This window comes from Accumulibacter sp. (genome assembly GCF_023806635.1).
GTDB lineage: Bacteria > Pseudomonadota > Gammaproteobacteria > Burkholderiales > Rhodocyclaceae > Accumulibacter.
Genome location: NZ_JAMTDQ010000046.1, coordinates 12,325 through 31,920, shown reverse-complemented (window position 1 = coordinate 31,920; position 19,596 = coordinate 12,325). Strand labels below are relative to the sequence as shown.

Annotated in this window: 22 protein-coding genes; 15 read left to right on the top strand and 7 right to left on the bottom strand. The window is 66.3% G+C overall.

Features of this window, described 5'->3' with window-relative positions; genetic code table 11:
- Positions 1-289: 289 nt before the first annotated feature.
- Positions 290-928 (top strand): molybdenum cofactor guanylyltransferase MobA, encoded by a 639-nt coding sequence (mobA, locus tag NFW30_RS09280; RefSeq protein WP_295354570.1) that lies wholly within the window; start codon positions 290-292, stop codon positions 926-928.
- Positions 929-984: 56 nt separating this feature from the next.
- Here the strand turns inward: mobA and NFW30_RS09275 are convergent, their stop codons facing one another.
- Positions 985-1,464: a DUF456 family protein gene (locus tag NFW30_RS09275; RefSeq protein ID WP_295354567.1), complete on the bottom strand. Its 480-nt coding sequence runs from the start codon at positions 1,462-1,464 to the stop codon at positions 985-987.
- A gap of 136 nt (positions 1,465-1,600) precedes the next feature.
- Positions 1,601-1,957 (bottom strand): hypothetical protein, encoded by a 357-nt coding sequence (locus tag NFW30_RS09270; protein WP_295354564.1) that lies wholly within the window; start codon positions 1,955-1,957, stop codon positions 1,601-1,603.
- Positions 1,958-2,135: 178 nt separating this feature from the next.
- On the opposite strand from NFW30_RS09270, the gene gmk reads away from it, so the two are divergent.
- From gmk to frdD, 11 genes are all read left to right on the top strand, one after another.
- Positions 2,136-2,744, top strand: coding sequence for a guanylate kinase (gmk, locus tag NFW30_RS09265; RefSeq protein ID WP_295354561.1), 609 nt, complete (start codon positions 2,136-2,138; stop codon positions 2,742-2,744).
- A 16-nt stretch (positions 2,745-2,760) separates the two neighbouring features.
- Positions 2,761-2,967 carry a DNA-directed RNA polymerase subunit omega gene (rpoZ, locus tag NFW30_RS09260; protein ID WP_287463122.1) on the top strand — a complete coding sequence of 69 codons (207 nt, stop codon included), beginning with the start codon at positions 2,761-2,763 and terminating at the stop codon, positions 2,965-2,967.
- A gap of 365 nt (positions 2,968-3,332) precedes the next feature.
- Positions 3,333-5,435: a bifunctional (p)ppGpp synthetase/guanosine-3',5'-bis(diphosphate) 3'-pyrophosphohydrolase gene (locus NFW30_RS09255; RefSeq protein ID WP_295354813.1), complete on the top strand. Its 2,103-nt coding sequence runs from the start codon at positions 3,333-3,335 to the stop codon at positions 5,433-5,435.
- 52 nt (positions 5,436-5,487) lie between these two features.
- Positions 5,488-6,723 carry a D-amino acid dehydrogenase gene (locus tag NFW30_RS09250; protein ID WP_295354554.1) on the top strand — a complete coding sequence of 412 codons (1,236 nt, stop codon included), beginning with the start codon at positions 5,488-5,490 and terminating at the stop codon, positions 6,721-6,723.
- 15 nt (positions 6,724-6,738) lie between these two features.
- Positions 6,739-7,533, top strand: a complete 795-nt coding sequence (locus NFW30_RS09245) for an enoyl-CoA hydratase-related protein (protein ID WP_295354551.1) — start codon at positions 6,739-6,741, stop codon at positions 7,531-7,533.
- A 9-nt stretch (positions 7,534-7,542) separates the two neighbouring features.
- Positions 7,543-8,331, top strand: coding sequence for a TatD family hydrolase (locus tag NFW30_RS09240; RefSeq protein WP_295354548.1), 789 nt, complete (start codon positions 7,543-7,545; stop codon positions 8,329-8,331).
- 203 nt (positions 8,332-8,534) lie between these two features.
- Complete coding sequence (rquA, locus tag NFW30_RS09235; protein WP_295354545.1) at positions 8,535-9,278, top strand: rhodoquinone biosynthesis methyltransferase RquA; 744 nt, start codon at positions 8,535-8,537, stop codon at positions 9,276-9,278.
- Between the two features lie 105 nt (positions 9,279-9,383).
- A complete protein-coding gene (frdA, locus tag NFW30_RS09230) occupies positions 9,384-11,171 on the top strand; it encodes a fumarate reductase (quinol) flavoprotein subunit (protein ID WP_295354542.1) in 1,788 nt (595 codons plus the stop codon).
- Positions 11,164-11,919 (top strand): succinate dehydrogenase/fumarate reductase iron-sulfur subunit, encoded by a 756-nt coding sequence (locus NFW30_RS09225; protein ID WP_295354540.1) that lies wholly within the window; start codon positions 11,164-11,166, stop codon positions 11,917-11,919. The genes frdA and NFW30_RS09225 overlap by 8 nt, the downstream gene beginning before the upstream one ends.
- Positions 11,916-12,314 (top strand): fumarate reductase subunit C, encoded by a 399-nt coding sequence (locus tag NFW30_RS09220; protein ID WP_295354537.1) that lies wholly within the window; start codon positions 11,916-11,918, stop codon positions 12,312-12,314. The genes NFW30_RS09225 and NFW30_RS09220 overlap by 4 nt, the downstream gene beginning before the upstream one ends.
- Positions 12,311-12,679: a fumarate reductase subunit FrdD gene (frdD, locus tag NFW30_RS09215; RefSeq protein WP_295354534.1), complete on the top strand. Its 369-nt coding sequence runs from the start codon at positions 12,311-12,313 to the stop codon at positions 12,677-12,679. The genes NFW30_RS09220 and frdD overlap by 4 nt, the downstream gene beginning before the upstream one ends.
- A gap of 63 nt (positions 12,680-12,742) precedes the next feature.
- Here frdD and NFW30_RS09210 read toward each other — a convergent pair whose 3' ends face one another.
- Positions 12,743-13,546 (bottom strand): flagellar brake protein, encoded by an 804-nt coding sequence (locus NFW30_RS09210; RefSeq protein WP_295354531.1) that lies wholly within the window; start codon positions 13,544-13,546, stop codon positions 12,743-12,745.
- 122 nt (positions 13,547-13,668) lie between these two features.
- Positions 13,669-13,998, bottom strand: coding sequence for an EscU/YscU/HrcU family type III secretion system export apparatus switch protein (locus NFW30_RS09205; protein WP_295354528.1), 330 nt, complete (start codon positions 13,996-13,998; stop codon positions 13,669-13,671).
- 222 nt (positions 13,999-14,220) lie between these two features.
- On the opposite strand from NFW30_RS09205, the gene NFW30_RS09200 reads away from it, so the two are divergent.
- The 3 genes from NFW30_RS09200 to NFW30_RS09190 are packed head-to-tail and all read left to right on the top strand — an operon-like array spanning position 14,221 to position 16,367.
- On the top strand, positions 14,221-15,372 hold the full coding sequence (locus NFW30_RS09200; protein WP_295354525.1) for a DegT/DnrJ/EryC1/StrS family aminotransferase: 1,152 nt from the start codon (positions 14,221-14,223) through the stop codon (positions 15,370-15,372).
- Between the two features lie 22 nt (positions 15,373-15,394).
- A complete protein-coding gene (locus NFW30_RS09195) occupies positions 15,395-15,634 on the top strand; it encodes an acyl carrier protein (RefSeq protein ID WP_295354523.1) in 240 nt (79 codons plus the stop codon).
- The gene (locus NFW30_RS09190; protein WP_295354520.1) at positions 15,624-16,367 is read left to right on the top strand and encodes an SDR family oxidoreductase; all 744 of its coding nucleotides are present in this window, start codon (positions 15,624-15,626) and stop codon (positions 16,365-16,367) included. Before NFW30_RS09195 ends, NFW30_RS09190 begins: the two co-directional genes overlap by 11 nt.
- Before the next feature lie 13 nt (positions 16,368-16,380).
- On the opposite strand, the gene NFW30_RS09185 is transcribed toward NFW30_RS09190, so the two are convergent.
- From NFW30_RS09185 to NFW30_RS09175, 3 genes are read right to left on the bottom strand one after another with little or no spacing between them, the layout of a single operon-like run.
- Positions 16,381-17,934 carry an amino acid adenylation domain-containing protein gene (locus tag NFW30_RS09185; protein ID WP_295354518.1) on the bottom strand — a complete coding sequence of 518 codons (1,554 nt, stop codon included), beginning with the start codon at positions 17,932-17,934 and terminating at the stop codon, positions 16,381-16,383.
- A gap of 9 nt (positions 17,935-17,943) precedes the next feature.
- The gene (locus NFW30_RS09180) at positions 17,944-18,621 is read right to left on the bottom strand and encodes an acetyltransferase (RefSeq protein WP_295354515.1); all 678 of its coding nucleotides are present in this window, start codon (positions 18,619-18,621) and stop codon (positions 17,944-17,946) included.
- 27 nt (positions 18,622-18,648) lie between these two features.
- Positions 18,649-19,596 (bottom strand): hypothetical protein, encoded by a 948-nt coding sequence (locus tag NFW30_RS09175; protein ID WP_295354513.1) that lies wholly within the window; start codon positions 19,594-19,596, stop codon positions 18,649-18,651.

Sequence of the window (19,596 nt, the reverse complement as noted above, 5' to 3'; positions counted from 1 at the left end):
AGACCGGCTGGTGGATTTCTGCCGGCCACATGCCGGTCGGGCTGGCGGCATCCGGCCGTGGCGCCGCTGTGAGGTTGTGAAGAAATCGTCGCGAGCAGGCCGAGATGCAAGGCGCGATGGAGCGAACGACGAGACATATCAAGTGGATAGGCGAGGAGTGAGCGACTGAGCAACGCAGCAGATGGGTCGCGCAGTAGATTTATTCACAACCTCTGTGGCCCTCGCGCTGGCGCCCGTGCTTGCCGACAAGGATCCGTGGCGAGCGGCAAGCTGCCGTAGAATCGCGCGCATGAACACTTGCGGGATCAGTGGCGTCGTCCTCGCCGGCGGTCTGGGGCGGCGGATGGGTGGCGTCGACAAGGGGCTGCTGGAGTTCGAAGGCCGGCCGCTGGCAGGCTGGGCGATCGAGCGTCTGGCGCCGCAGGTGGACGAACTGCTGATCAACGCCAACCGCAACGCCGAACGCTACGCCGCCTTCGGTCATCGCGTCGTGGCCGACCGCATGGCCGGCTTTGCCGGCCCGCTGGCCGGGCTGCATGCGGCGCTGTCGGTCGCCCGACATCCCCTGGTCGCGACGGTTCCCTGCGATTCGCCGTTCCTGCCAAGCGATCTGGTCGCACGTTTGCGCGCCGCGCTCGACGAGAGCGGCGCCGAACTGGCGGTCGCGCGCAGCCTGGGGCGGGTGCAGCCGGTCTTCTGCCTGTGCCGGCGCACCGTCCTGCCCGCGCTGAGCGAGCATCTTGCCGCTGGCGGGCGGCGGATCGAGCGCTGGCTGAATTCGCTGCCGTTGGTCGAAGTGGGCTTCGAAGATCAGCCGGCAGCCTTTGCCAACATCAACAGCAGCGCAGACCTGCAAGGCAGCGCCCGTCTGGCGGCGCCACGGCGATGCACGCAAGGCAGTCCGTGCAGCGACACAGGCAGGCGGTGACGCCAGTCAGCGTGGCTCACCAGGCCGCGTGATCGCCGCCTCGGCTCTCCGCGGAGTCAGGCAAACCAGGCGAAGACGAAGACGGCGAGCATGGTCACGGCGATCGCCAGCTTGGCGACGATGGCGACGAGAAAACCGATGCCGGCGGCGACGCCGGCGCGGGCGGCGCGGCGCTGATCGCGGCGCGCGAGGTATTCGCCGCAGACGGCACCGAGGATCGGCCCGAGGATCAGGCCCGGCAGGCCGAGAAACAAGCCGAGCAGCGCTCCGACGCCGGCACCGGCGATCGCCATGCCGCTGGCGCCGGCGCGCTTGACGCCCCAGACGGAGGCGAGCGTCTCGCCCAGCCACGCGGCCAGCGTCATCACGGCGAGCAGGATCAGCGTTGGCACGCCGATGCGCGCGAAGTCGTCGAGCCACGCGGCCAGCAGCATGCCGCCGAAGAGCAGCGGTACGCCGGGCAGCAGCGGCAGAAAGACACCGAGCAGCCCGAGCAGCATGGCCGCGAAGGCGACGATCCACAGGATTTCGTTCATCGGTCCGCTCCGCCCGGCCAATGACGTGGCAAGGCCATGGATGGCGCGCAGGGTGCCCACGTGCCGCTGCTGCCAGTGGTGTTCATGTGCTCGTTCTCCCGATCGGTGGTGGTCTGTCGCCCCGTCGTTTCCCGCCCTACTTGGTGATCGGCGCGTTGCGACCGGAGAGGCGGTCACTCAGGCGCAGGGCGGCATCGCTGAAGCTGCCCTGCGGTTTCTCGCTGCAGTGGCGATCGACATGCTGTTCCACCGTGTTGCTCGATATGGCCGATACCTGCTGCCCCGGATTGGCGTAATTGTGTCCGGTGAGGACGCCCCGGATCCAGGCGACATAGACCGCGCGCTGCTCCGTATCGTTCCTTGACGCCACCCAGGCGCGGCAGGACATGTCGTCGAAGCCGACGATCTTGAGTGGCAGTGCCGCATGCGCGTATGGCGTCGCCAGGGCGGCAAGCAGCAGGGCGGTGTTTGCCGGCGGGTGGCAGCGGGACATCGAGTGGCTCCGTGCTGATTGAACCGAGAGTAGACAGCGCCATTTTCGTCGGTTGCCGGGAGCGAGTCCACGCCTGTCGAAGGCGGACACCGGAAACGCCTGCCGTTTGTTGGCGGGCTCCGACAGCCCGGGCAGGCGAGTACAATGGACGGTCTGCATCCCTCATCGAAGCGAGCCCATGACCGGACAGCTCTTCATCGTCAGCGCGCCATCGGGCGCCGGCAAGACGACCCTGGTGCGACTGCTGCGGGACCACGACCCGGCGCTTGACGTCTCCGTCTCGCACTGCACCCGCGCACCGCGCAGCGGTGAACAGGACGGACGAGAGTATCACTTCGTCGGCGCTACGGAGTTCCGCGCCCTGGTGGCTGCAGGCGGCTTCCTGGAGTGGGCCGAAGTCCACGGGAACTACTATGGCACCGCCCGAAGTGTCGTCGAAGCCGCACTGCTTGGCGGTCGCGACCTGCTGCTGGAGATCGACTGGCAGGGCGCGCAACAGGTTCGGCGGCTCTTTCCGGAGGCGATCGGCATCTTCATCCTGCCGCCATCGCTGGCTGAACTGGAGCGACGGCTGAGCGCGCGCGCCACCGACAGCGCGGACACGATCAGGCGTCGCCTGGCTGCGGCGCGGGAAGAGTTGCGGCATGTCGGCGATTTCGACTATGTTATCATCAATGATGACCTGCAACGTGCGCTGCACGATCTGCTGGCGGTGACCCGTGCGGCGCGACTGCGCTGCGCCACGCAGCGTCGGCGACATTCCACCCTGTTCGCAACCATGATCTGAGCCCCCGGAGATACGCATGGCAAGAGTGACCGTAGACGACTGTCTGAACCGCATTCCGAACCGTTTCCAGATGACGCTGGCTGCCACCTACCGGGCGCGCCAGATCACCGCCGGCGCATCGCCGTTGATCGATGCCAACCGTGACAAGCCGACCGTCACGGCCCTGCGCGAGATCGCGCTCGGCAAGGTCGGCCTGGAAGTGCTCAACCGCGGCCAGGCCTGAGCCTTCGCATACCCATTTGCCAAGGCGCAGCCATGGACGCCGGTGCTCGGAGCGAAGTGGCCGCTGCCGCGGCGGCTGCTCTCGACGCGGCAGGTGGGCCGGCAGAGCCTGTCGTCGGCAAACCTGGCGGGCCCGGATGCGGCGACGGGCGGCCGCTGCGGCCGGATGTGTCGCAGGAAGCGGCGACCGGCGTGCCTGACGCACCCGTTGTCGAGAGCAAGCCGGTGGTTTCGGTGAGTGACGAGGCGGCACTCGCGCCACCTGCACCAGCCAGCGTCGACGCTGCTGCGGAGGCGGAACCCGTGCTGCAGGAAACCCCCGAAGCGCCTCTTTCCGCCGAGGACGATCCCGCCTACCGGGTCTTCATCGACAGCTTGGTGTATCTGCCACCGGAAGAGGTTGAACTCGTCGAGGAGGCCTATCGTTTCAGCGAGGCTGCGCATCGGGGGCAGAAGAGGCAGTCGGGCGAGCCCTACATCACGCACCCGCTGGCAGTCGCCGGCGAGATCGCCGAATGGCAGATGGACGTCGAGGGGGTGATCGCCGCTCTTCTGCACGACGTGATGGAGGACACCCCGGTCAGCAAGAGCACCATCGCCGAACGCTTCGGCAAGCCGGTTGCCGATCTCGTCGATGGCCTGTCGAAGCTCGACAAGCTCGAATTCCAGTCGGCCGAGGAAGCGCAGGCCGAGAACTTCCGCAAGATGCTGATGGCGATGGCGCGTGATCTGCGCGTCGTCCTGATCAAGCTCGCCGATCGCCACCACAACCTGCAGACCATGGCTGCCGTGCGGCCGGACAAGCGCCGCCGCATCGCCCGCGAGACACTGGAGATCTACGCGCCGATCGCCAACCGGCTGGGCCTCAACAAGCTCTACCACGAACTGCAGGATCTCTCCTTCCAGCTCATCTATCCGCTGCGCGCGCGCGTCCTGGCGCGTGCACTGAAGGCAGCGCGCGGCAACCGGCGCGAACTCCTGTCGCGCATCCTCGACGGCATCAGCAGGCGGCTGCAGGAGGCGGGCATCGAGGCACGCACCTCTGGTCGCGAGAAGAGCCTGTATTCGATCTACCGCAAGATGCTCGACAAGCGGCTGTCGTTCTCGCAAGTGCTCGACGTCTACGGCTTTCGTGTGCTGGTGGGCGACGAGACGACCTGCTACGTTGCGCTCGGCGTCCTGCACGCGCTCTACAAGCCGGTGCCGGGGAAGTTCAAGGACTACATCGCGATCCCGAAACAGAACGGTTACCAGTCGCTGCACACGACTCTGATCGGCCCGCACGGCACCCCCTTCGAGTTGCAGATTCGCACCGAGGCGATGGACAACCTGGCGCAGGAAGGCATTGCCTCGCACTGGTTGTACAAGGACAGCGAGCACTTTGGCGCTGAACTGCAACAGAAGACTTCCACCTGGTTCCACTCGCTGCTCGACCTGCAGAGTACCAGCGACGAGTCGGGCGATTTCCTCGAGCATGTCAAGGTCGACCTGTTTCCGCACGAGATCTACGTCTTCACGCCGAAGGGCAGGATCATTGCGCTGCCGCGCGGCGCGACGGCGATCGATCTCGCGTACGCGGTGCATTCGGACATCGGCAACCACTGTGTCGCCGCCAACATCAACTTCCAGCCAATGCCGCTGGTCACCGAGCTGACCAACGGCGACCGGGTCGAGATCGTCACGGCAGCCGATGCGCATCCAAGCCTGGCGTGGCTGAATACGGTCAAGACCGGTCGTGCGCGCAGCAAGATCCGCCACTACCTCAAGAGCGTCCAGCATGACGAGTCGACGCTGCTGGGCGAGAAGATGCTCGATCAGGAGCTGCGGGCACTCGGTGTGGCCGCTTCCGAACTGCCGGTGTCGAGCTGGAAGAACGTCCTGCGCGATTCCGGCAACAAGCTGATCAAGGAAGTGTATACCGATATCGGACTCGGTTTTCGTCTCGCCGGGGTCGTTGCCCGTCGTCTGCTGGCGCGCGAGGATTCGTCACCGGCGCAGGCCAGGGCGCCCGCATCGCTGGTCATTCGCGGCAGTGAGGGAATGGCCGTGCAGTTTGCCCCGTGCTGTCAACCGATCCCCGGTGACCCGATCATCGGTTCGATCTGGAAGGGCAAGGGTCTGGTGATCCATACCCATGATTGTCCGGCGATTCGCAAGCTGCGCAGCGCCAAGCCGGCGAAGTGGATCGACGTCGAGTGGGAGCCGGAGCCGGGCCGGCTGTTCAGCGTGCGCCTGCGCCTGACGGTGCAGAACACCGTCGGTGCCCTGGGGCGAATCGCGACCGAAATCTCGCAGTCGGGGATCAACATCGTCCATGTCAACATGGACGAGAAGCATCCCGGCCTGTATACCACGATCAACTTCACTGTGCAGGTGGCCGGTCGCACCGCTCTGGCGCGATTGATGCGCAGTCTTCGCCGCCTGCCAGAGGTGATCCGCATTGCCCGTGAGCAGGGGCAGGCCGCTTGAAGTCGCGCCGTTCCGGCCGCTCGACGACGCCTGAGCAGCGGCGCTCGCCGCCTTGAAAGTGCTTATCCTCGGTGCCGGCGTCGTCGGCGTCTGCACGGCCTGGTATCTCTCCCGCGCTGGCCACGAGGTCTGCGTCCTCGACCGCCAGCCGGCGGCAGGGATGGAAACCAGCTTTGCCAACGGCGGCCAGATCTCGGTGTCGCACGCCGAACCGTGGGCCAATCCGCATACTCCCCTGCGTGCGCTCGCCTGGATGTGGCGCGAGGATTCGCCGCTGCTCTTCCGGCTGCGCCGTGATGCCGCCCTGCTCGACTGGGCGCTGCGCTTCCTGCGCGAGTGCTCGCCACGGCGCACGCGCGCCAACACGCGCCAGATCGTCAGCCTGGCGCTCTACAGCCGACGCCAGCTGCAGGCGCTGCGCGCCGAACTGCCACTGGCCTACGATCAGCTCGAACGGGGAATCCTGCACCTGTACACCGATCGTCGCGATTTCGCGGCGGCGCTCGGTGCCGCGGCGATGATGCGCGGGCACGGTTGCGATCGTCGTCCCCTGAGCGTGGATGAGTGCGTCGCCGTCGAGCCCGCACTGGCGTCAGCGCGCCCGCTGCTGGTCGGTGCCGACTTCACGGCCGCCGACGAGTCGGGTGACGCGCACCGATTCACGCAGCAGCTGGCAGAACACTGCGCGGCGGCCGGCGTGGTCTTCCGCTACGGGGTCACCGTTGCTGCGCTGCGTACTGCTGGCGGCAGGGTACAGTGCGTTCTTGCCGGCGGCGAGCAGCACCAGGCGGACGCCTACGTGGCTGCTCTCGGCAGCTACACGCCCTTGTTGCTGCGGCCGCTCGGTCTGCGCCTGCCGGTCTACCCGGCGAAGGGCTACTCGGCGACCGTTCCGCTGGCGGTGGACAGTGTCGCCCCGACCGTCAGCCTGATCGACGACGCGCACAGGATCGTCTTTTCCCGCCTCGGGCAGCGCCTGCGAATCGCCGGCACGGCCGAGTTCAATGGCTACGACACCGCGCTCAACCCGGTGCGCTGCCAGGCGCTCATGGCACGTGCGAGGCAACTCTTTCCCGACCTGCGGCCGGCCGGCGAGATCGAGTTCTGGGCCGGTCTGCGGCCTGCGACACCGTCCAACGTGCCGCTTGTCGGGCGCTCGCCAATCGCCAATCTGTATCTCAACACCGGCCATGGGACGCTCGGCTGGACGATGGCCTGTGGCTCCGGCGCCGCCCTCGCCGACATCATCAGCGGCCGCTCGCCCGAGCCGCCATTCCACTTCCTGTGAACGCCTGGAGACAGCATGAGCAGCGTCAGCTACGAAGTCAGCGACCATGTCGCCATCCTCACCCTCAACCGGCCGCAGGCGCTCAACGCGCTCGACCTGGCGATGATCCAGGATCTGCGCGAGACGACGGCACGCGCCGCCTTCGCGCCCGAGGTGCGCAGCGTGCTCCTGCGCGCAGCGGGGGAGCACTTCATGGCTGGCGGTGACCTCCGGTGGTTTCGCGAGCAGGTGGCGCAGCCTGCCGGGGAGAGACAGATGCGCTTCGAGCGGGTGATCGCCGACGTGCACTTCGCGATCATCAACCTGAAGAGCATGCCGAAGCCGGTCGTCGCCGCCGTGCAGGGCGCGGTCGCCGGTTTCGGGATGTCGCTGATGATGGCCTGTGATCTCGTCGTGGCAGCGGACGATGCCTACTTCACGCTCGCCTACAGCAACATCGCGCTCTCCCCCGATGGCGGCGCGACCTGGTCGCTGCCGCGACAGGTGGGCCTGAAGCAGGCGATGGAGATCGCCCTCCTGGGCGATCGCTTCGCTGCTGCGCGCGCGTGCGAACTCGGCCTGCTCAACCGGGTCGTGCCGGCGACGGAGTTGCCGGCAGCGGCCATGGCGCTGGCGCAGCGACTGGCGAGCGGCCCGACCGGCGCGCTGGCGCGGACCAAGGCGCTGCTCAACCAGTCGCTGGCAACGCCGCTGGTCGAACAGTTGCATGCCGAGCAGCGGGCCTTTGCCGCCTGCGCCGCCGAGACGGACTTTGGCGAGGGACTGGCAGCCTTCTTCGAACGGCGGCCGGCTGCGTACTCCCGTTCGTAGCGCCCTGTGGTGCTGGTCGACACGCACTGCCACCTCGCTGCCCGGGAGTTCGCCGACGATCGCGCAGCGGTGGCCGCGGCGGCGCGTGCCGCCGGGGTGGCGACGATCGTCGTGCCGGCGGTGGATCTGGCAAGCTTCGCTGCCGTCAGCGATTGTTGCGCGGCCGTCCCGGGTTGCGCCGCCGCTTACGGCATCCATCCGCTGTACGTGCCGCAGGTGGGCGACGGCGATCTGCGGCTGCTGCGCGAATGGCTCGAGCGGGCGATGTCGGCGCCCCGGTCGGTGATCGCACTGGGTGAGATCGGCCTCGACTTCCATGTTGCCGGCGTCGATGTCGAGCGGCAGGAGTACTTTTTCGTCGAACAACTGCGGATTGCGCGTGACTTTGGCCTGCCGGTGCTGCTGCATGTGCGCCGTGCGGTGGATCGGGTGCTCAAGTACCTGCGGCGTGTGCCGCTGCCGGGTGGTATCGCGCATGCCTTCAATGGCAGCCGGCAGCAGGCGGACGAGTTCATCGCGCTCGGCTTCAGGCTCGGTTTCGGCGGGGTGCTGAGCTTCGACCGCGCGCGACACATCCGGCAACTGGCTGCGACCCTGCCGTTGTCGTCGATCGTCCTCGAGACCGATGCGCCGGACATGCCGCCAGCCTGGCTGGCGGGAGGACGCAACTCGCCGGCCGAACTGCCACGGATCGCCGCCCTGCTGGCCGAACTGCGCGATATCGGCGTCGACGAACTGGCGCGCGTCACCAGCGACAACGCGCGCGCCGTGCTGCCTCGGTTGCTTTCGGACGATTGATCGGTTAGGGTACGGCCTGAGGGCGTCGGGCTGTCCTCCCTGTGCGTGTCGGGGGCGGGGCGAGGAACGATCTGACAGCACATTGATCTGATGGCGCGGGTGGCATTCCGGGATTGGTGCAGCGCTTGCCATGTCGGTTGCGGCGGCTGTGTCGTCGATCTCGACGGACTGCTCTGCGAGCGCAAACGTTGGCGTTTTCCATCATGAAAAACAGCTTCGATCGACCTGTTGCCACGACCGTGGCACTGAAGAAAGTCGTGCCTGCGATCCCGCAGTACCTGCAGGCGCATTACTGGTGGGCCTACGTCCACCCGCGCGCCATCCGCGTCTTCGAGCGGCAGTGGCTGGTGAACCTGATTCTCTGGGGCAACTACAAGCGCCTCTGCAATGCGTTGCTGCAGGAGTACGGGCATCATCTGCCCGGGCGCACGCTGCAGGTCGCTTGTGCCTATGGCGATCTGACGCCGCGCCTGGCGGAATGCGTGGCGCCGGGCGGCCTGCTCGAGATCGTCGATATCCTGCCGATCCAGCTCGAGAACCTCGCTGGCAAGCTGGCTTCCGCGGCGCCGGTACGCATGCATTGCATGGATTCGGCGGCGTTGAGCTTTGCCGACGCCGCTTTCGATCGCGCCCTGCTGTTCTTTCTCCTGCACGAGCAGCCGCAGGCGGTTCGCGAGAGGACGCTGGCCGAGGCGCTGCGCGTGGTTCGACCGGGCGGAACGCTGACCATCGTGGACTATGCGCCGCCGAGCCGCCTGAATCCGCTGCGCTACTTCTGGAAGCCGGTTCTCGACCGCCTGGAGCCGTTTGCGCACGATCTCTTCAGCGAGGAGGTGGCCGCCTGGCTGCCGCGCGACGGCCGCTCGATCATGGTCAGCAAGCAACGTTTCTTCGGGGGCATGTACCAGATGTTGACACTCCGCGTCGTCGCCGGTGCCAGCGGGTAGCGGGCTGGCGGACACGCAATCGACCGGCCGCGGCGCACCGTGCTGTCGCGGCTTTCCGCACGATGATCGTCACCGGCTCCGGTCCGGTGCGAGAAAGGATCAAGCATGGAGATATACAAGGCAGACGTGGTGATCGTGGGTGGCGGCGGGGCAGGCCTGCGGGCGGCAATCGCCGTCGCCGAGGCAGACCCGGCGCTGCGGATCGCGCTGGTATCGAAGGTCTATCCGATGCGCAGCCACACCGTCGCCGCCGAGGGTGGTTCAGCGGGGGTGAAGCAGGCGAGCGACAGTCTCGAGTATCACTTCAACGATACCGTGCATGGTGGTGACTGGCTCTGCGAGCAGGATGTGGTCGAGTACTTCGTCGCCCACTGTACCGAGGAGCTGACGCAACTCGAGCATTGGGGTTGCCCGTGGAGCCGGACGCCTGACGGCCACGTGAACGTCCGTGCCTTCGGTGGCATGAAGATCGAGCGGACTTGGTTCGCCGCCGACAAGACCGGCTTCCACATGCTGCACACGCTGTTCCAGACGTCGATCAAGTATCCCTCGATCAAGCGTTTCGACGAGCATTTCTGCGTCGACCTGATCGTCGAGGACGGGCGTGTCCAGGGTGTCGTCGCGATCGAGATCGCTTCCGGCGAATTCACGCTGGTCGAGGCGCGCTCGGTGGTGATCGCGACCGGCGGTGCCGGCCGGGTGTTCCGCGAGAACACCAACGGCGGCGTCGTCACCGGCGACGGCATGGCGCTGGCCTATCGGCACGGCGTGCCGCTGCGCGACATGGAGTTCGTCCAGTACCATCCGACCTGCATGCCGGGAACCGGTCTGCTGTTTACCGAGGCCTGTCGTGGCGAGGGTGGCTTTCTGGTCAACAAGGACGGCTATCGCTACCTGCAGGACTATGGGCTGGGGCCGGCCGAACCGACGCCGCGCAACAAGGCGATGGAGCTCGGACCGCGCGACCGCCTGAGCCAGGCTTTCTGGTACGAGCAGCAGAAGGGCCGCACGATCGAGGGGCCGCACGGCTCGGTGGTGCACCTCGATCTGCGCCACCTCGGTGAGCAGAAGCTGCGCGAGCGCTTGCCGCAGATCTATGAGCTGGCCGAACAGTTCATGGGCGTCGACCCGGCGCATGCGCCCATCCCGGTGCGCCCGGCGGTGCACTACACGATGGGCGGCATTCTCGTCGACGGCCGCTGCGCAGCGCCGCTGCCGGGGCTCTATGCCGCCGGTGAATGTTCCAGCGTCGGCATCCACGGTGCCAACCGTTTGGGTTCCAACTCGCTGTCGGAACTGCTCGTCTTCGGCAAGGTCGCCGGCGTCGAAGCCGCCCGGCATGCACGCTCGGTGCCGGCTGGTGATTCCGCCAGGCTGCTGAAGCAGGCGCAGGCGGTCGAACAGCGCGTCCAGGGGCTGAAGACGAAGAGCGGCGGCAGCGAGCGCATCGCCACGCTGCGCAAGGAAATGGCGCAGACGATGGAGGACGGCTGCGGCATCTACCGTCTCGCCGACACCATGCAGAAGACCTGCGACAAGCTGGACGAACTCAAGGATCGTTTCCGCAACGTCAATGTCGAGGACAAGTCGAGCGTCTGGAACACCGAATGGCTGCTCGCCATCGAGCTCGAGTACCAGCTCGACGTCGCGCAGTCGATGGCGTGTTCGGCGATCAAGCGGCGCGAGTCGCGCGGCGCCCACCAGCGCCTCGACGGTTTCGAGCAGCGCGACGATGTCAACTTCCTGGCGCACTCGCAGGCGCACTACGTCGCCGGCGGTCCGCCGCGGATCGATTACGGACCGGTCAGGATCACCAAGTCGCAGCCGGGTACAAGGGCTTATGGGGCCGCAGGAGAAAAGGCCGAGCAGGAAAGGAAGGCGTCCAATGTCTGAGATGCAGAAGACGATCGAAATCGAGGTCCTTCGCTACCACCCGGAAAAGGACAGGGAGCCGCACCGGCAGGTGTTCGAGGTGCCGTTCACCGACGACATGTCGGTGTTGCAGGGCGTGCAGTACATCAAGGATTACCTCGATGGCTCGCTGAGTTTTCGCTGGTCGTGCCGGATGGCCATCTGCGGCAGTTGCGGCATGATGATCAACGGCATTCCGAGCCTGTCGTGCCAGACCTTCCTGCGCGATTACTACCCGGCGCGCGTGCGCGTCGAAGCGCTTGCGCACTTCCCGATCGAGCGCGACCTGGTGATCAACATGGAAGGCTTCATCGAGAAGCTCGAGAGCATCCAGCCCTACATCATCCCGAAGGAGGAGCGCACGCTGGCGCAGGGCGAGTATCTGCAGACACCGGAGCAACTCAATGCCTATGAGCAGTTCAGCTCGTGCATCAACTGCCTGCTGTGCTACGCCGCCTGCCCGCAGTTCGGTCTCAATTCGAGCTTCATCGGACCGGCGGCGACGGCGCTGCTGCACCGCTACAACGTCGATTCACGCGATGGCGGCAAGGCTGAACGGATGGAACTGATCAATTCCGAGGAAGGCGTCTTCAACTGCACGGCAGTCGGTTACTGTTCGGAGGTCTGTCCGAAGCACGTGGACCCGGCGAACGCCGTCAACCAGAACAAGACCAACAGCGCAGCCGACTATTTCCTGCGTTTCCTCGCTCCGAAAGGAGGTGCCAAGTGAGCAAGCGACGTCCCTATGTGCGCTCGATGGACGGGTGGTGGCGCAAGAACCCGTTCTTCGTCGAGTACATGATCCACGAAGGTACCGCCCTCTTCGTCGCCGCCTACGCCGGCGTCCTGCTCACCGGGCTGTATCGCCTGTCGCAGGGCGAGGCCGCCTGGAATGCCTGGCTGGCTGCGCTGAAGAACCCCTGGTACATCGCCTTTCACCTGGCGGCGCTGGCGGCGCTGACTTACCACAGCTACACCTGGTTCAAGATCATGCCGCGCACCATGCCGCCGGTGGTAGTCGGCGGCGAGCGCCTGCCGGGCTGGGTGATCACCGCCGGCGGCCTCGCGGCCGCCGCCGCGTCCTGTCTCGGTCTGCTCGCTCTGGTATGGGGGATGGCACGATGAAAGCTCCGTTGAAACGCTCCAACGCACCGATCTTCTGGGCGCTGTTCGGCGCCGGCGGCATGCTGTCGGCGCTGTTCGGGCCGATGCTGGTCTTCATCACCGGCCTCGCTCTGCCGCTCGGCCTGCTGCTGCCGGCGGATACGATGAGCTATCCGAAAATGCTTGCCTTTGCCCAGAACATCATCGGCAAGGGCTTCATCTTCGCCATCATCGCGCTCTTCCTGTGGCATGCGGCGCACCGCATCTTTCACAGCCTGCACGATATCGGCATTCACGCCGGTACGGGCGCGAAGCTGCTGTGTTATGGCAGCGCAATGCTCGGGACGCTGATCGCTGCCTACGCTCTGCTGGCCATTGGCTTCTAGCGGCACCAGCAGTGGGCGAGAGGCCGGGCGCTGCGCCCGGCCTCTCGCCCACTGCCTTCTTCTTCAGGCCATGCCGCTGAGTCTGGCCTTGCGCTCGCGCTCGATGCGCGTGATGTAACGCTGCAGCATGTTCATCCGCGCCCCTGTGAGGCCGATGAACTCGCAGCCGACGCGGAAATAGCGGGCGCCGCCGCGGGTTGCCTCTTCCCCCTTGTTGCAGACCAGCAGGCTGGCGGTCAGCAGGCCTTCTTCGGGCAGGCTGATCCTGCCGTCGTCGAGGCGCTGGCCACGTGGCAGCAGCGCGGCGAGGCTGGGCGTCGCCATCAGGCCGACACCTCCGCCACTGATGTCGAGGATCGAGGTGTCCACCGGCAGGGCACTGCCATCGGTGCGCCGGAGCGTGGCGACCAGGCGCACGGGCCTGGTCACCGGCGTCGTCAGGCGAAAGTACTCGCGCCGCTGCAGGCGCAGCAACTGGCCGGGCAGTGCCGCGGCGAACGCCGCCAGGCCGCCGTTTTGCGTTGGCGACAGTCTGCCGAGACTGAACTGGATCTTGACCTTGTCCAGCGTACTGACGAGGAACACTCGTTCGGCGAGCAATACCGCGTGGTTGACCGCCTCCTCGCGACCGCTGTCGATGACGATCCGGCTGGCATCGGCATCCACGTCGACGATCGAGGTCAGCAAGAACGAGCGCCCCTGGTCGAAATAGGCCGTGACCAGCGACCGGCGTTGCACCAGGCTGCGCAGGACGGCGATGATCTCGATCCTCGACCTCAGGAGAAAGCGGGCGTGCTCGTCGGGTCGCTCGATCTCCAGGCGAACGGGCTGCCCATCGGTCAGCATCCGGGAATCCGCTTCGTGCATGGTCATTCCTGCGCGTCATCTGCAGCCGGCAGTTTAACGCAGAAAGCGCTGCCGGGCTGGAGCCAGCGCCGCCATGCCGCCATGGGTGCATGCAGCGTGCGCCTGCAGTCGGCTTTCGCCGCTCAAGCGGTGCTGCCGCCTGCTTTCGGCAAGGGGCTGAACGGCGGTGCGGGCGATCCGGCCTGACCACTCTCCAGCTGATAGAGCCAGGCGAGCAGTTCGGCGACCGCCACGTAGAGGTTGGGCGGGATGTGCTGGTCGAGATCGACCTGCATCAGCAGCGACACCAGTTCCGCCGACTCATGCACGTAGACCCCGTGCTCATGGGCGCGGGCGATGATCTGCTCGGCGACCAGGCCACGCCCCTTGGCGAGCACGCGCGGCGCCGCATCGGCCTGATTGTAGGCGAGCGCGACGGCGGTCTTGCGCGGGTCATCGGCTGGCAGGGGCATGCTTGCTCGCTTTCATCCCGCGCGTTGCGCGAGGCGCAGCGAACCGGGACAAGGTCGTCGGCCGTACCGACCGGCGTGCTTGATCTTAGCCCTCGCCCGTCAGTCGCGCAAGGCCGGGCTGCCGCAGATCGCCGTGTGGCGGACGCGAGCATTGCCGCGCGCTGACCGTCGGCCGGGTCCGCTGGCCCGTCGGCGCGCCGCGGCGCACTCCGCTGGGGCATAATGTCGGCCACGAACCATCACCTGCCGCCCCTGGTTTTCATGGAAGACCGACCAACCTTCCTCACTCGGCCGTATCTGCCCCCGCTGGAGGACTTTCTCCCCTATCTGGCCAGGATCTGGGACAGCCGTCTCCTGACCAACGGTGGTCCCTTTCACCAGCAGTTCGAAGAGAAGCTGCGGAGCTACCTCGACGTCGGGCACGTGTCGCTGTTTGCCAATGGCACCCTCGCGCTGATGACGGCGTTGCAGGCGCTACGGATCACCGGCGAGGTGATCACGACGCCCTACACCTTTGCTGCAACCACGCATGCCCTGCTGTGGAACGGCATCAAGCCGGTTTTCGTCGATATCCGTCGTGATACCTGCAACCTCGACGAGGAACTCGTCGAGGCCGCGATCACGCCAAGAACCACCGCCATCCTGCCCGTGCATTGCTACGGGCAGCCCTGCGCCGGCGGGCGCCTGCAGCAGATCGCCGACACCTACGGGCTGAAGCTGATCTACGACGCGGCGCACGCGTTTGGCGTCACCGTCGACGGCACCTCGCTCTTGGCGCAGGGTGATCTGGCGGTGCTCAGTTTCCACGCCACGAAGGTGTTCAATACCTTCGAAGGTGGCGCCATCGTCTGCCATGATCCGAAACTCAAGCACCGCATCGATTACCTGAAGAACTTCGGCTTTGCCGACGAAGTCACCGTCGTCGCGCCGGGGATCAATGGCAAGATGAACGAGTTCCAGGCGGCACTCGGTCTGCTGCAACTCGAACACGTCGATCAGGCGATCGCCGCGCGGCTGGCCCTGGATCAGCGCTACCGGCAGGCACTGGCTGGCGTTGCCGGCGTCGAATGCCTGCCGGTAGCCGATGGGGTGCGGCGCAACGCCGGTTACTTTCCGGTGCTGATCGGCGCCGATCATCCGTTGTCGCGCGACCAGCTCTACGACCGGCTGCGGCAGCAGCAAATCCATGTCCGTCGCTATTTTTTTCCGTTGATCAGCGATCTGCCGATGTACCGCGCGATCGCCTCGGCGGCCCCCGCCAACCTGCCGGTGGCGACGACCATCGCCCGCCAGATCCTCTGCCTGCCGATCTATCCCGATCTCGATGTACAGATTGTCGATCGCATCATCGACATCGTTTCATCGCCGCCATGAAGTACCGTTCTCAAGGACTCGCATGAATGAACTCTTCGCCCTGATCGCGGCGGCGCTCAAGCTGCCGCCGGCTGCCATCGGGCCGGCAACCTCGATGAAGAACACGCCGGGCTGGGACTCGCTGGCGCACATGGAGTTGATCATCGGCATCGAGGAGCGTTATCAGGTGATTCTCGATGCCGACGAGATTGCCGACATGACCTCGGTTGCCCGCATCATCGGGCAACTCGCCAGACGCGGGCTGGTCGACGATGCGGCTTGACGGAGCGGTGGCGATCGTCAGCGGGGCGGCGCAGAACATCGGCCGCTGCATTGCTCTGGCACTGGCGGAGGCAGGCTGCCGGGTGGCGGCACTCGACCTCGACGGCGAGCGGCTGGCGGCGCTGGCGGACGAGCGCATCGACGTCCATGCCGGTGACGCTGCCGACCCCGAGCAGGCGGCGCGGATCGTCGACACCGTCAACGGCCAGCACGGACGGATCGACATCCTGGTCAACGCGGCCGGCTGGATCTGCAGTGCGCCACTGTACAACCTGCTCGATCGCGCCGCCGGTCGTCACGACATCGGCCTGTGGGAGAAGGCCCTGCGCATGAACCTGACGACGACGCTGGTGATGGGTTCCTGCGTCGCCGAAAGGATGCTGCGCCAGCGCACGCGCGGTGTGATCATCAACATCAGCTCGGTCGCCGCCCGTGGCAACGCCGGCCAGAGTGCGTACGCCGCTGCCAAGGCAGGTGTCAACGCGCTCGCGCTGTCGTGGGCGAAGGAACTGGGCGGGCTCGGGATTCGCTCCCTGGCGATCGCGCCCGGCTTCATCGACACCTCATCGACGCATGCCGCGATGAGCGAGGAACGCCTGCGCGAATGGGTGGGCAGGATTCCGCTGCGCCGCCTTGGTACAGCCGAGCAAGTGGCGCATACCGTGCTCTTCGCGGTCGCCAACGACTACCTGACGGGAACGGTGATCGAACTCGACGGTGGCCTGAAGCTCTGACACCCGGTGCGCGTCAGCTCCCGTCCACTCGCTGCTGCATCTGTCTGCGGTCGAGCTTGCCGTTGGCGTTCTTCGGCAGTTCGGCCAGGACCTCGATCTGCGCCGGGATCATGTAGGCGGGCAGGCGGTCGCGTAGCGCCTGCCGCAGGGTCGCCTCGTCGACCGGCGAGTGGCAACTGACGAAAGCAACGATCCGCCCGTGCTGCTGGCGCAGCCGGTGATAGACACTGACCGCCTGGCGGATCTGCGGCAGCGACTCGAGAGCGGCCTCGATCTCCTCGAGCTCGATGCGATACCCGAGGTGCTTGATCTGATTGTCGCTGCGCCCGACGAACCACAGCAGGCCGTTCTCGTCCTGCCGCACCAGGTCGCCGGTCCGGTAGAAGCGTTCGGCGAAGCCGGTGCAGTGAGGATTGCAGCCAAAGCGCTGCCGGGTATTGTCGGCGTTGCGGTAGTAGCCGAGCGCCAGTTGCGGGCCGAGCAGACACAATTCGCCGACCTCCCCGGCGCTGACTGGCCGTTCTTCGTCGTCGATGATCAGCGACGAGAAGTTCGGCGCCAGTCTGCCCAGCGGCGGCAGACCATGCAACTGCTCGAAGTCTGTTGCGGACAGTGTGTGGGCGGAGCAGATGCAGGTGCATTCGGTTGGCCCGTAGACGTTGACCAGACGCGCGCGCGGGTGGAAGAGGTCGAACAGTCTCTTCAGCTCGGCTTTCGGGTAACCCTCGCCGCCAAAGACGAGGCAGCGCATCGTCGGCCAGCTGTCTGCGCTCAGTTGGCGCATGGTCATCAGATAGATCAGCAGCGAAGGGACCGAGAACCACAGGGTGCAGCCGCGTTCGCCAACCTGCCGCACGAGCTCGGCCGGAACGCTGACGATCTCGCGCCCGAGCGGCACGAGTGCTGCTCCGGAAAACAGCGATGCGTAGAAGTCGAAGACGGAGTTGTCGAAATGCAGGGGATTCGCTCCGCTCAGGCGGTCGCCGCCAGCGATGCCGAATTCCGTCCGTGCCCAGCGGATGAAGTTGAGGACGCTGGCGTGGGCGACGGCGACTCCCTTCGGGGTGCCCGTCGAGCCGGAGGTGAACATCAGGTAGGCCGGATCGCTGCCCGTGACCAGGTCGGTCGATGGCGGGCGCGCCGCCGGCAGGCGGTTGACGACGGCGTCTTCCGGGAGCATCAGCAGATGAACACTTGCCTCCCGGCAGCAGCGCAGAATCGCTGCCGGCAGCGGGTGATCGCTGACCACCAGTCGCGGCTGACAGGACGCGAGAATCATCGCCAGACGCTGCGGCGGATTCTGGTCGTCGAGGTTGACGTACGCCGCGCCGATCTTGAGGGCGGCGAGCATCAGGGCATGGCCCTCGACCGACTTGGCGTTGAACAGTGCCAGGACATCGCGGTGGCCGAGCCCGAGCGAACCGAGCCAGTGAGCGAACTGGTTCGTCAAGCGGTCGAGAGCGGCGAAGGAAGTGGAGCGGCCAGTGGCGAGGATCAGGGCCGGTCGCTCGGGGTCGCTCGCGACGACGTCTTCGAACGCCAGGCCCAGGTTGTAGAGGTAGCCCATCGGCGGCGGTCAGCGCAGTCGCGACATGCGCAGGAAGCGCTCACTGTCGAGCCGGAACAGCTCGGTATCCCGTTCGACGAGGACGCTCTTGTCGCCAACCGATTTCGTCAGCAGCGTGCGTGCGCCGAGTATGCTGTCGGCGCCGACGACCACTTCGTTGCCGATGGTCGCGTTGAGCGCCACGAAACAGCGATCGCCGATGATCGTACCGCCGCCGATCGCCGTTCCCGCCGCGATCCAGCAATGGTCGCCGACCTGCGCATGGTGGCCGACGACGACGTTGCTCCAGAGCGCGACGTTGTCGCCGATTCGCGCACCTGCCTCGAGCGATACACCGTCGGCGACGAAGCAGTTCTCGCCGACGACCGCGTCGGGTCCCGGCCACGAATGCGAACTGATGTAGCTGGCGAGACGGTAACCCCTGCTCCTGGCAGCATCGAACAGTCTCTGCCGCACGCGATTCAGTTCGTGGTAGCCCACGGCGATGTGCAGTTCATGCTGTGCAGGAGGAAACAGGCGGGTCGCCTCGTCGAAGGGGAGCAGTGGCAGGCTGCGGTACGAGTCACCGTGGGCAAAACCCGCTTCGCAGGTATAGGCCACGATCTCGTAATCGCTGTCGCGGAGGAAATAATCCGACATCACGTCGGCAATCTTGCCGGCACCAAAGAGCAGCAGCTTCTTCATCATCCCTCCATCCTCGTGCCTCTTGCCGGCTCAGGCGATGAGTTCCGCCCAGCCGAATCCCTCGCGGCCGAATTCGTTGCCGCAGTAGAGCAGCAGCGTCCGGCCGTCCAGCTCGAAGACGTGCGGGTAGCAGATCATTTGCGAATCCCAGCCGGCAGCCGACGGCACGATTCCGGCTTCACTGTCGTCGCGCTGCCAGTGGATCAGGTCGTCCGATACGGCGTGACCGATGCGGTAGCCGCGATCGGAGTTGCGAAAGTCCAGGCCATGCCGGTAGGAGAACAGCATCCGGTGGTGGCCTTGCCAGGCGAAGGTCGCGGCGCTGGTCTGGCACTCGTCGGCGACGCGGGTCGGGATCACGGCTTGCGCGTTGCGCAGCCAGTTGAGCCCGTCGCGCGAAGTGGCGTGCATGATGACATACACCGACTCCGGCTGCGCCGCCGGCTGCAGCCAGCGGGTGCCGGACAGATACCACATGTGCCAGTCATCGTCGGCCAGACGCCGGACGATCGGGCAGGCCTGCAGGTACGGCTCGTCCAGCGAGGGGCCGACGACCGGTCCCTGCCCGCGACGGATGAAGCTGCGGCCGCCATCACGACTGACGGCCAGCCCGATGGCCCAGTCGTAGGGGACGGCGACCCGGCGTGACCAGCCGCAGTAGTAGAGCCAGAACTCGTCGCCGACCGCGACCACTGTTCCGGCCATGATTCCGAACTGGTCGAAGCAGCCGGTTGCCCCCAGATCGAGGACCGGCTGCGGCGAGACTTCGAGCACGCTCTGCGGATCGTTGCGGTCGAGGTCCACGAAGCCGCTGTAGCTCAGGCACGAGCCATCCGCCGCGCGTTGCGGTCGGCAACTGAAGTAGACGCGCAGGCGGTCGGACAGCAGCAGGGTCGTTGGTACCTGCGCGAACTCGTGCATCCAGGGCAGCCGGCCGGCAGGCCGAAAGAGCATTCCCAGCTTGCGCCACTGCAACAT